This is a genomic window from Catenovulum sp. 2E275, assembly GCF_025515275.1.
In the GTDB taxonomy this organism is placed as follows: Bacteria; Pseudomonadota; Gammaproteobacteria; order Enterobacterales; family Alteromonadaceae; genus Catenovulum.
In genome coordinates this window covers 240,185-252,218 of sequence record NZ_JAOPFU010000002.1, presented here as the reverse complement: position 1 = coordinate 252,218, position 12,034 = coordinate 240,185, and the positions used below count along the sequence as shown (strand labels likewise).

Sequence of the window (12,034 nt, the reverse complement as noted above, 5' to 3'; positions counted from 1 at the left end):
GCATTCAATCAATTGTGAGAATGCCTGAATGCTTTTCTAAGTTGAGAGGTCCTAAATGGCAAAAACTAAGCAGCAATTGCTATCTCGAATCTATGACGATCCAAAAAATTACCCTTATGGTTTCCGCCGCTCAGGTGATTTTTCAATTAATGAATCAGACGCTTTGTCAAAATATGGTTGTTTATTTAACGCACTATACAAAGGCGAAATAACAGCCAGTGATGAGCAAGATAATAGAATTATTTCTATTATGCGCGGTGAAGCATCTGCTGAATCAGTTGAAGAAGTTGCCTGGCAAAAATATCAATCCAGATTGAACCGGCCTAAATTGGGTAGTTTGTATGGTAATAAAAAACAATCTATCGATTTAGATGACGGTGATGATTCAGACGATGATGTTGATTTGTCTGATGATTTAGGTGACGGCTTAGATTCAGATAGTGATGAATAATCTGTCCTAAGTTTAGCTTTATTTAACTCCAGTTCAGCTTGATTAAACTGGGCTGGGGTTAACTTCATTGCTCTTAGTTGTTTTGAGATCTTCAAACCTTTGTCTATACTGAAAGTATCATTTTACTAATCATTAAGTTATGTTATAGCTTAGCTGCTATCAACTTTTAATAAGGTGATTAAAGTGCCTTTATCAGTATTTGAGCAAACAGATGTAAAACAGCATATTTTGTCTGTTGTAACAGATTCTCTTGCCTATGCCTTTGAAAACAATGGTAATCGACTACCCGAACATTTAATTCCTAAACACCCGTTATTGGCTGAACCATTAGCTTGTTTTGTCTCTTTAAGTGCTAAAAGTGTATTAAGAGGCTGTGTTGGTACTACTTTTACAACAGAGCGGTTGGATACCAATATTGCCTGGTATACGCATGAAGCTGCGTTTCATGATCCCAGATTTGATCCCATTGACAGCAAAGAACTAACTCAGTTGTCCACTGCGGTATCTGTGATGACTAAACCTTTACCGCTTGCTGTGACTTCGGAAAATGATTTGCTTGAACAACTGATCCCCTTTAAAGATGGTTTGATGATCCAGTATGGGCAACTATCCGGCATTTTTTTACCTTGCCAGTGGCAGAGTTACCCGCAGCCGGATGAGTTTTTATATCAGCTTAAGCTAAAAGCGGGTTGGCCTGATCACGGTTGGACAAAGGCAATGAAAGCTTGGGTATTTCAGACTTATAAAGTGGAGGGAGATCTGAACCTGAAACAGTTAATGGTTTAGTTAAGCTATCTGGCACAATTTTACTACTGTAATAAACCGAGCTTTTATTGTGTTGTTTGGCATATTTTTTAGCTTCAACAGCTAATTCTGCAACATGGTCATGGTTCTGACATGAATATATACAAGGTGTCACTAAGCCAATTGATAAGCTTAATAGTGGGTAAAATACCGCTTCACCTGTTCTAGTTTGCCCCGGATAACCGCCTGCTTCCATATCTGCATCGGTAAAAAATTCAGCGATATTTTGGTCAAATTGAGTTAACAAATATTCCAGTTCAGATTTATAGTTCGTTGTATAAAAAATAATAACAAAATCATCTCCGCCAATATGACCGATAAAACAAGAATGGCGGTTTTGAAACTGAGTTAATAAATTAGCCAGCATTAAAATCACCTGATCCCCTCTGGCGTAGCCATATTGATCATTAAAAGGTTTAAAATGATTTAAGTCTAAATAGGCTAATGAAAAGTTTTGTTTACTGGCTAGCAGCGCATCTACTTCTTTGTCGATTGGAACATTGCCCGGTAATTGAGAAAGTGGATTGGAATGTTTTGCTCTTTCTATTTTGGCATCGGTAATTTTTCTGAGCAGGGTTCTCACTGAGCCCATTCCTAAATACTGTCCGTTTTCTGTGATCACAAACGGGGTTCTGGCTTCTAGTCTGGTTTCGTCGGTTAAAACCCGGCTTAATTCTTCTATCGGCATTTCCGACTCAGCAACAATAAAGTCTGTTTTCATTAAACAGCTAATCGGCTTTTTATCGTATAAAGCATGACCAAGGGGCTGAGAAAAATGTTCCATTAGCTCTTCTCGCATCACAATGCCAACCACTCTTAATCCATCTAAAATAGGAATAGTATATAGGGTTTTGTCATTACGAAATCTATCCATAATAGTTCGAGTTGGCGTATCCCAAGCTTCAGCTGAAACTTTTTTAAGTAGCAATGAAACGGTTTGTTGTTTAATAAAATGGTAGGCCGAATAATATTTGGTTGAGCGAGATAAGGCTGCAGGCATGGTTAAACTGGGCGTTGCTGTTGGTCTTGCCAAAAAGTAACCTTGAGCAAAAGTGACTCCTAGTGCTCTAACACTGTCGAGTTCAGCTTGTGTTTCAATTCCTTCTACAATAGTCATTGCACCTGTATTATCCGCTAGCCGTAATACCGCATTTAGAAACTCTCGTTTCATAATGTCCTGATCGCAACCTTGGACAAAATAGCGGTCAATTTTGATTAAATTGGGTTTTATTTTTGACCATTGAATTAGCCCTGAATAACCCGCACCTAAATCATCGATTGCAAACTGAATCCCAATACTGCGTAATCGAGCAATGGTATTTTTTAGATCTTCCAGACTGTTAGCTGGATTATCTTCCGTTATTTCAATAATTAACCTGTTTCCGCTTAATCCAAATCTATGTAATAGCTCTTTTAAATAATCCAGATTTGTCAATTGACTAACAATAAAGTTAGGTGTCATGTTTAAAAATAACTTGCCCGGTAAGTTTTGTGTAGCGAAGCTTTTTATAGCACTTTCAACACAAATCACTTCGAGTTGCTGGTGGCAGTTATTATCCAGTGCAGCCGTAAATAGGTTTTGCGGCGATTCCAATTCTGTATCGGCAGGGCCTCTGCTGAGTGCTTCAAACCCTAAAAACCTTTGGCTGGCTAGGTTATAAATAGGTTGGAGTAAAGTGTTGATTAATTTGTTTTTTAATACGTGCTCTAATGTTATGTTATTTGGGGTCTGGTACTTCACAATAAACTCCTAAACACACGCTGTTAATTTTGTTTCCTACTCCCTGGATTGGCAATTTAATTAGGTTAGTTTTAAATTGGCTGCTTTAACCTATCTCTGCCTACGCTTACGTGCCACATTACGGTGTTAATTTTTACGCTTATAAGCTAATATGTAGGCTTCAAATGTACTGGCTTATGAAGTGTATAGCCTCGATAAATCAATGCTTTGCCTAGCTTATGTATTTAATACAAGTTTAATCTAGGTATATTAAAATTTAATGACAACAGGCCAATGGTCATTATGAGTAAAGTGAAATCTCCTTGTGTGCGCAGATGCTGTTTAAATGAGCAGGATGTATGTATTGGATGCGGACGAACCCTAGATGAGATCACTGGTTGGGTTGAGTTGAGAAAATGGCAACAACAGGCTGTTATTAAACAAGCTAAGTTGAGGTTAAGTAAATTAAGCTATAAAAGTTAGTCTATTTTGGGTTAATTACCTTGGTATTGAATTTTTACGTTTTTAAAATGGTTACATCTTGGTATCCTTGCGTTAATAATTAGTTTTAGGGGAATTCTATTGTGGAAATGATGTCTGGTGCCGAAATGGTGGTTCGGACGCTAACTCAATTAGGAGTTAAGCATATTTTTGGTTATCCGGGTGGCGCAGTGCTTGATATCTATGATGCTTTATTTGAAGCCAGCGATATTGAACATATTTTAGTTCGTCATGAACAAGCCGCAGCACACATGGCTGACGGTTATGCACGTGCAACTGGTAAAGTTGGAACAGTGCTAGTCACTTCAGGCCCGGGTGCAACTAATACCATTACCGGTATTGCAACTGCCTATATGGATTCTATTCCTATGGTGGTTTTATCTGGTCAGGTAGCAACTTCAATGATAGGTGAAGATGCGTTTCAGGAATGTGATATGATTGGTTGTTCTCGTCCAGTTGTAAAACATAGCTTTTTAGTGAAAAAAGCTGAAGACATTCCAACTATGATCGCAAAAGCTTACCATATCGCGTCAACTGGCCGACCTGGTCCGGTTGTTGTTGATTTACCAAAAGATATTGTTAACCCTAAAGAGTCTCATCCTTATATTTTCCCTGAAAGTATAAATATGCGTTCTTATAACCCAACAGTGAAAGGGCACAAAGGGCAGGTTAAAAAAGCATTGCAAATTTTATTGGCAGCTAAAAAACCGGTTCTTTATTTAGGTGGTGGTGCAATTTCAGCAGAGTGTAGTGATTTGATTGCTGCTTTTGCTGAGCGTTTAAACTTACCTGTTACTAATACGCTTATGGGTTTAGGCGCATTTCCGGGTGAACATAAACAATGTCTTGGTATGTTAGGTATGCATGGTACGCTTGAAGCGAATAAAACTATGCATAACTCAGACGTAATTTTAGCTTTAGGTGCCCGTTTTGATGACAGGGTGACTAACAATGTCAAAAAGTTCTGCCCGAATGCGACTATTTTGCATGTTGATATCGACCCAACTTCAATCTCAAAAACAGTGACAGCTGATGTCCCTATTGTTGGTTCTGTTAAGCAAGTTTTATCGGACATGATAGATGTTTTAGACTCAACTGGTGAAACTTTAGATGCTGCTGCGCTTGCAAGTTGGTGGTCTGAAATTCAAGTTTGGCGTGAGCAAAAATGTTTAAGTTATGCAAAGTCAACAGACAAAATTAAACCTCAGCAGGTAGTTGAAGCGTTACACCGCGTAACTAAAGGCGAAGCGTATATTTCGTCTGATGTGGGTCAGCACCAAATGTTTGCTGCGCTATATCACCCATTTAATAAACCTCGCCGTTGGATTAACTCTGGTGGTTTAGGCACTATGGGCTTTGGTTTACCTGCCGCAATGGGTGTTAAAGTTGCTTTGCCTGAGTCAATTTCTGTATGTATTACCGGTGACGGTAGTATTCAGATGAATATTCAGGAATTATCAACCTGTATGCAATACGGTATCCCTGTCAAAATAATTTCTTTAAATAACCAAGCATTGGGTATGGTTCGTCAGTGGCAAGATTTGATTTATGGTGGCCGACATAGTCATTCATATATGGAGTCTTTACCTGACTTTGTTAAGTTGGTAGAAGCTTACGGCCATGTTGGTATTCGAGTGAGTGATCCAAAAGATTTAGATGAAGCCTTAGAAAAATGTTTCTCAATGACTGATAAATTAGTCTTTATGGATATTTTAGTTGATCAAGATGAGCATGTTTATCCAATGCAAATTAAGTTTGGTGCAATGGATGATATGTTATTAGGCAAACCTAAGGCGGAGTAAAAGATGCGAAGAATTTTATCTGTTTTATTAGAAAATGAACCAGGCGCATTATCTCGCATTGTTGGTTTGTTTTCTCAGCGTGGTTACAACATTGAAACGCTAACTGTAGCACCAACGGATGACTCAACTTTATCACGTTTGACCGTGACAACCGTGGGTGACGACAGAGTAATTGAACAAATTACTAAACAAGTTAACAAACTAGTTGATGTGTTAAAGGTATCTGATATTACTGATGGCGACCATATTGAACGAGAGTTAATGATGGTTAAGGTAAAAGCGGATACTACAGGTTTACGTGATGAGTTAAAGCGCTTGTCTGATATTTTCAGAGGATTAATTGTGGATGTAACACCAACTACTTATGTTATTCAGCTAGTTGGCACTACCGCTAAATTAGACGCTTTTATTGAAGCTTTACGTAGTGAAGCTGAAATTATTGAAGTCGCACGTTCTGGTGTGACAGGGTTATCCCGCGGAGAAAAATCGCTTAGATTTTAATTTTAAGCTGATTTAACCCAAAATATTAAGGCAGGATATTCCTGCCTTTTTTGATCCTATTTTGGTTTAGATAAACATGGAGTCACCAAATTATCCTGCTCTATTAGAAACTCAGTGAAAAAATTGAATGGGGAATGCAAATATAGCTATGGTTTGTAGGTTTATTAAAAAGGAAGTTTAAAGTTTTTAAGAGGGAGGGGTGGCGACCTCAGTCGCCACCAAATACACATCATCTAACCCTGATGAAGACAAGCCATGTCGTAGGTTTCCCTAATTGCACCTTGCGGTGTGTCCTGAGCTGTTTTTATTATTTTATTTTGCTTCCAGCGGGAATCCACCCCATTATCCTTTTAATCTCATCCGTAAGTCTTCCCGTTTCCTTATCGCTATCCTAGCGTGTAATAAACCAATGTCCTTTGGTCTTATTTCCGTATTAGCTCCTGCGTGTTTATCCTTATTACCGTCCTAGTAGTTCCGTTGATCCTTTAGCGTCCTTTAGTCCTGTTTTGCTCTCTCATTTCCTATAATAACAGCTCCATGCTAAATCTATCCTTATTTCATCCTGAATTGTGATCCGTTTATCCTATTTTCCTAAATAAGCAACCTTGCTCATATTCCTATTTATCTTCCTGACAACGCCTCACTGGCTGGCTATCCTTATTCCTAAAAGCTTTACATCATGTAAAACTTTTCCATTTCCTGTTTTACTTTTTCCTTGTCACTCTCTTTCCAAATCTCATCCGTGTTCCTGAGCGACAAGTTAATCATAGTTAAATTGGGCAGTGTGTGAAATGACGGATCCTCAATTATTTTTTTGACATTAAATTGCCATTCTCGATGTAGAAATAAAATGTATTAATTTCAAAGTGTTAAAATTTAATTTTGATAAATGTCGACTATTTTTAAGCTTAATCTGATAGCTTATGTAGGAAATGTCTCACATGGATTTGGCAATAATCTGCTAACTTGTCGAAAAGGGTTTTAACTGCAAAAAATGACTTGTTTTAACTGTGTTAATAGCTTGTTTTTTAATTGAGGGTTATTTGTGTTTTTTATGAGAGGTAGAGATAGCCTTATGCCATCTCTATTTTTTGATAGGTAACAAATTGATGTGGTAATTGGTTTTTTTCATCCACAGTACCTATGGTTCGGGACACTTCCTGCCACTGAGTGTTATCTATTTGAGGAAAATAAGCATCACCATCTATCTTGGCATTAACTTCAGTAATATAAAGGCGATCTGCCAAAGGTAAAAATAATTGGTAAATAACACCACCGCCAATCACCATAATTTCATTTTCTTCACCATGCTCAAGCTCTTGCTGAGCGGTTGTAATTGCCTCTTGCGGAGTGTTAACCAAGACAACATCCGGGTGTGGTGAATCCGAGCCTGTGCTTAACACTATATTAAGCCGACCGGGTAAAGGCTTGCCAATTGACTCAAATGTTTTTCTACCCATAATGATAGGTTTGCCCAAAGTCGTTTGTTTAAAAAACTTAAAGTCGGCTGGCAAGTGCCATAACATCTGATTATCTTTACCAATTACATAATCAGGTGTCATAGCTGCAATCATTGAAATTATCATAAATTGTCCTTAGTTATTTTTGGTAGATAATTTCTGGGCCATCTTCGTCTTCATCCCAGTCATCATCATCGTCATCTAAATCGTCCCAATCTTCTTCATGATCCATGACACTATCATGGTAACTTTGCCATTTAAACTCGACTTGCTGCTCTGTTTTTTGCTCTTCCAGACTTGGTAATGGATTTTCAATTAACCAATCACCGATTGCTTTGACTAATTCATTAGTGCCGTTACGTTCGGCAGCTGAAATTGCAAAAGTAGGGCCTTGCCAGTCTAATGCTTCAATAATTTCATCCATTTTTTCCTGCGCGTCTTCTTCCAGCATCAGATCGATTTTATTAAATACGACCCAGCGAGGTTTTTCTGCTAACTCAGGACTGTACTTTTGTAATTCTTCTAAAATAGAAAACGCATTTTCAACCGGATCAGAACCGTCAAATGGTTCAATATCAATAACATGTAATAAAACACGACAGCGCTCTAAATGTTTTAAAAAGCGAATGCCTAGGCCTGCACCTTCTGAAGCACCTTCAATTAATCCGGGAATATCCGCAATAACAAAACTATTACCTTCTCCCACTCGCACAACACCTAAATTTGGAACTAAAGTTGTGAAAGGATAATTCGCTATTTTTGGTTTAGCCGCAGAAACAGAGGAGATAAAAGTGGATTTGCCAGCATTTGGTAAACCTAATAAGCCAACATCGGCCAGCAACATTAGTTCTAATTTTAACGGTCTGACTTCACCTGAAGTGCCATCTGTTTTTTGGCGAGGAGCGCGATTAACACTACTTTTAAAACGGGTATTTCCTAAACCGTGATAACCACCTTTTGCCACCAGTAATTTTTGCTCATGGCGTAATACCTCACCAATCACTTCACCTGTATCAGCATCAGTTGCACGAGTACCGACCGGTACTTTTAAATATTTGTCTTCACCACGTTTACCGGTACAGTTTTTACTTTTACCATTTTCGCCACGTTGGGCGGCATGAAAGCGCTCAAATCTGTAGTCAATTAAGGTATTTAAACCTTCATCCGCAATTAGGTAAACGTCGCCACCATCGCCGCCATCGCCGCCATCAGGACCACCATTAGGGACGTATTTTTCACGACGAAAGCTAATACAGCCGTTACCACCATCACCCGCATCAACTTTAATTTCAACTTCATCGACAAAATTCATACATAACCTCTTTAGCAACCTGTGCTGGATATAATCTGACTAGATATTAGCTATTATAACGCGAGAAGGGAGATAACTGATAACTAGTTAGACTAAGTTAGAAAACTAATAAATATAAAGTGTAAATACCTAAATGGATGTGACTTAGTATTAGCTGTACAAATAAAAAACCCCGCTAAAGCGGGGTTTTCTTGAATTTTTTGGCTCTCGCAAAAATTAAGCAGCTTCGATGCTGATAAATTTACGATTTTGAGGACCTTTAACTTCAAATTTTACTTTACCGTCAGATAAAGCAAATAAAGTGTGGTCTTTACCGATGCCAACGTTTGTACCAGCGTGGAACTTGGTACCACGTTGACGAACAAGAATGTTACCCGCTAATACTGATTCGCCACCGAAACGCTTAACACCTAAGCGTTTGCTTTCTGAATCACGACCATTTCGAGTACTACCTGCTGCCTTTTTATGTGCCATTGGTTAAGTCTCCTAAAAATTAAGCGCTGATGCCAGTGATTTTAACTTCAGTAAACCACTGACGGTGACCTGCTTGTTTGCGAGAATGCTTACGACGTCTGAATTTAACAATCTTAACTTTCTCACCACGACCATGACTAACAACTTCTGCTGTTACTTTGCCGCCGTCTACGTAAGGTGCACCAATCTTAATGTCTTCGCCATTAGAGATTAAAAGAACTTCAGAGAACTCGATTGAAGCGCCTGCTTCAAGTTCTACTTTCTCTAGGCGAACGGTTTGACCTTCGGCTACACGGTGTTGTTTACCACCACTTTGGAAAACCGCGTACATATTTTACTCCGCTCACTATATCTATGACGCCTTATTATTTTAATAATAAACAAGACGTACAATTCTTCAAAACAGGGCGCGAATTCTACGCCAAGCCTGTAGAGATCGCAAGCCTAAATTCACTTTAATTGATTGAATTCTGATCAAGTTAATTTTAAGGCGCTATTTTAGCTAGTTGAAGAATAAGATTTAAAGCCAATAAATGGTAAAAAAATGAGCAATTACAAATAATTATAAGTAAAATGTTTTTAGGCTAAGAAATTGATTTTTAAAATTTATTTCTAAGTATTCAGCTCTAAAACGGTAATTTAAATGATAAATCTAACAATCTATCGTGTTAAAATGCATCATTTAGTAAAAAAATTGTGTAGAATTAGTCGATTAATAGAGATATACAACTTTAACTTTTTATTTATTCATGTTGCTGACAGAGATCAAATCACTCGCAGAGCCGGATATGCGAGCCGTAAATCAGGTAATAGCAGGACAGCTTCAAAGCGATGTCGCTTTAATCCAACAACTCGGTTTTTATATAGTCAACAGTGGTGGTAAACGCATTCGCCCCCTCATTACGACTTTAGCTGCCCGGGCACTTAATTATCAGGCCGAACAACATATTACTTTAGCCGCAATTATTGAGTTTATTCATACTGCTACTTTATTACATGACGATGTTGTAGATGAATCAATGAAAAGACGAGGCCGAGATACGGCTAATGCTTTATTTGGCAATCAGGCATCTGTATTGGTTGGTGACTTTTTATATACCCGCTCATTTCAAATGATGGTTTCGCTTGAGCGTATGCAAATCATGCAAGTGCTTTCTAACGCGACTAATGTGATTGCAGAAGGGGAAGTTTTACAATTAATGAATTGTAATAACCCTGACGCAACAGAAAGTATTTATATGGATGTAATTTACAGTAAAACAGCCAAGTTATTTGAAGCTGCGACTCAACTCGCTGCTGTTATTGCCGATCAGCCTAAAGACATTGAAAACGCGATGGCGGATTATGGCCGATATTTAGGCACCGCTTTTCAGTTAATGGATGACTGGTTAGATTATGCTGGTAACTCTGACGCCTTGGGCAAAAATGTCGGTGATGATTTAGCTGAGGGAAAACCCACTTTACCTTTAATTCATGCGATGGCACATGGTAATGCAGAGCAAGTTTTATTAATTCGTCAGGTTATTGAGCAAGGTGATGGGTTAGATAAATTAGAAGACGTATTAGCGATTATCAAGCAAACTCAATCTTTAGATTACACTTATGCTCAGGCTGAAAAACATGCACAAATGGCGGTAGATGCGTTAGCTGTGTTGCCGGATTCAGATTACAAAGCTGCTTTAGCCAGTTTAGCTTGGCTGTCTGTGAAGCGTGATAACTAACCTCAACTCTGGATAACAAATTGCTTTCTAGTGGTTATTTTCCCCGATAACAGCGTTGAATTCGCTAGTAATAGCCAGCTATTACGTACGCAAATTCGCCTTGTTCTCAGAAAAAATCCCTCACTAGAAACGAACTTAAACTAAAAACCAATAAATTTAAGGCTTTAGCTAACTTCTTATCCAGAGTCGAGGTTAATTAATCCTACTCAAAGATAGCTTTTAGCTTATAAACCTAAAAAATAGTTAAGACAAAAAAAGCGGCTAATGCCGCTTTTTTAGTTTTGAGATCAATTAAGCTTATTCTGCTTGACCAAACTCAACACCTTTTTCAATGTCACCGATTAAAGTTGGTAACATATCGTCTAAGGCTTTTTGTTCAAATGCGCTTAATGAACCATAATCTAAAATGGCTTCAACACCATCTTTACCTAATTTAACTGGTTGAGCAAAGAAAGGTGCATTAGCGCCCTGACCTTGAACATACGCACACTCAATCACGTCTTCGCCAGTTAAGCCTTTAATTAAAGACAAACCAAAACGTGCTGCTGCTTGACCCATAGATAAAGTTGCTGAACCGCCACCAGCTTTAGCTTCTACAACTTCAGTGCCTGCATTTTGGATACGAGTTGTTAAGCTAGCAATTTCGTCATCAGAGAATTCAACGCCATCAATTTGAGACAATAAAGGTAAAATAGTTACACCGCTATGGCCGCCAATTACATCTACATGAATGTCTTGAGTTGATTTGCCTTTAGCTTCTGCAACAAAAGTTTCTGCGCGGATAACATCTAATGTCGTTACACCAAATAAACGCTTAGGATCGTACACACCTGCTTTTTTCAATACTTCAGCCGCAATTGGCACAGTTGTATTGACTGGGTTAGTAATAATACCTAATAAAGCTTTTGGACAAGTTTCTGCAACTTTGCCTGCTAATGTTTTAATAATACCAGCATTAATGTTGAATAAATCAGAACGATCCATACCTGGCTTACGAGCAACACCAGCAGAAATTAAAACAACATCCGCACCTTCAAGTGCTGGCGTGCAATCTTCACCGGCAAAACCAGTTACTTCCACATCAGTAGGAATGTGGCTTAAATCTTTAGCTACACCTGGAGTAACAGGGGCAATATCATATAAGCTTAATTTTGAACCTGCAGGTAAGTTTAATTTAAGTAACAGACCCAAAGCCTGACCAATACCACCAGCAGCACCGATAACAGCAACTTTCATTGTATTCTCCATAGAATGGTTGAACAGATATTCAAAGATAGCTTGTTTTTTG

At 38.3% G+C, this 12,034-nt stretch carries 12 protein-coding genes; 6 read left to right on the top strand and 6 right to left on the bottom strand.

The window, feature by feature from the left end; all coding sequences use genetic code 11:
* Positions 1–55: 55 nt before the first annotated feature.
* Positions 56–451 (top strand): DUF413 domain-containing protein, encoded by a 396-nt coding sequence (gene maoP, locus N7931_RS02145; protein ID WP_262791596.1) that lies wholly within the window; start codon positions 56–58, stop codon positions 449–451.
* Positions 452–634: 183 nt separating this feature from the next.
* Positions 635–1,237 (top strand): AmmeMemoRadiSam system protein A, encoded by a 603-nt coding sequence (gene amrA / locus N7931_RS02140; RefSeq protein ID WP_262791595.1) that lies wholly within the window; start codon positions 635–637, stop codon positions 1,235–1,237.
* On the opposite strand, the gene N7931_RS02135 is transcribed toward amrA, so the two are convergent.
* Positions 1,125–2,996, bottom strand: a complete 1,872-nt coding sequence (locus tag N7931_RS02135) for a GGDEF domain-containing protein (protein ID WP_262791594.1) — start codon at positions 2,994–2,996, stop codon at positions 1,125–1,127. The genes amrA and N7931_RS02135 overlap by 113 nt on opposite strands.
* A 282-nt stretch (positions 2,997–3,278) precedes the next feature.
* Between N7931_RS02135 and N7931_RS02130 the strand changes: the two genes are divergently transcribed.
* The 3 genes from N7931_RS02130 to ilvN all read left to right on the top strand — a co-directional run bounded on the left by N7931_RS02130 (position 3,279) and on the right by ilvN (position 5,779).
* On the top strand, positions 3,279–3,458 hold the full coding sequence (locus N7931_RS02130) for a DUF1289 domain-containing protein (RefSeq protein WP_262791593.1): 180 nt from the start codon (positions 3,279–3,281) through the stop codon (positions 3,456–3,458).
* A 101-nt stretch (positions 3,459–3,559) separates the two neighbouring features.
* Entirely contained in the window at positions 3,560–5,278 is a 1,719-nt protein-coding gene (locus tag N7931_RS02125) for an acetolactate synthase 3 large subunit (RefSeq protein WP_262791592.1), read from the top strand.
* 3 nt (positions 5,279–5,281) lie between these two features.
* Positions 5,282–5,779 carry an acetolactate synthase small subunit gene (ilvN, locus tag N7931_RS02120; protein WP_262791591.1) on the top strand — a complete coding sequence of 166 codons (498 nt, stop codon included), beginning with the start codon at positions 5,282–5,284 and terminating at the stop codon, positions 5,777–5,779.
* Between the two features lie 1,073 nt (positions 5,780–6,852).
* Here the strand turns inward: ilvN and N7931_RS02115 are convergent.
* The 4 genes from N7931_RS02115 to rplU form a co-directional block, all read right to left on the bottom strand.
* Positions 6,853–7,365 carry a dihydrofolate reductase gene (locus tag N7931_RS02115; protein WP_262791590.1) on the bottom strand — a complete coding sequence of 171 codons (513 nt, stop codon included), beginning with the start codon at positions 7,363–7,365 and terminating at the stop codon, positions 6,853–6,855.
* Positions 7,366–7,378: 13 nt separating this feature from the next.
* Positions 7,379–8,551, bottom strand: a complete 1,173-nt coding sequence (gene cgtA / locus N7931_RS02110; protein WP_262791589.1) for an Obg family GTPase CgtA — start codon at positions 8,549–8,551, stop codon at positions 7,379–7,381.
* 216 nt (positions 8,552–8,767) lie between these two features.
* Positions 8,768–9,025 carry a 50S ribosomal protein L27 gene (gene rpmA / locus N7931_RS02105; RefSeq protein ID WP_262791588.1) on the bottom strand — a complete coding sequence of 86 codons (258 nt, stop codon included), beginning with the start codon at positions 9,023–9,025 and terminating at the stop codon, positions 8,768–8,770.
* A gap of 19 nt (positions 9,026–9,044) precedes the next feature.
* Positions 9,045–9,356, bottom strand: coding sequence for a 50S ribosomal protein L21 (rplU, locus tag N7931_RS02100; RefSeq protein WP_262791587.1), 312 nt, complete (start codon positions 9,354–9,356; stop codon positions 9,045–9,047).
* A gap of 418 nt (positions 9,357–9,774) precedes the next feature.
* On the opposite strand from rplU, the gene ispB reads away from it, so the two are divergent.
* Positions 9,775–10,746 (top strand): octaprenyl diphosphate synthase, encoded by a 972-nt coding sequence (gene ispB, locus N7931_RS02095; protein WP_262791586.1) that lies wholly within the window; start codon positions 9,775–9,777, stop codon positions 10,744–10,746.
* Positions 10,747–11,043: 297 nt separating this feature from the next.
* Here ispB and mdh read toward each other — a convergent pair whose 3' ends face one another.
* Complete coding sequence (gene mdh, locus N7931_RS02090; RefSeq protein ID WP_262791585.1) at positions 11,044–11,982, bottom strand: malate dehydrogenase; 939 nt, start codon at positions 11,980–11,982, stop codon at positions 11,044–11,046.
* Positions 11,983–12,034 lie beyond the last annotated feature (52 nt).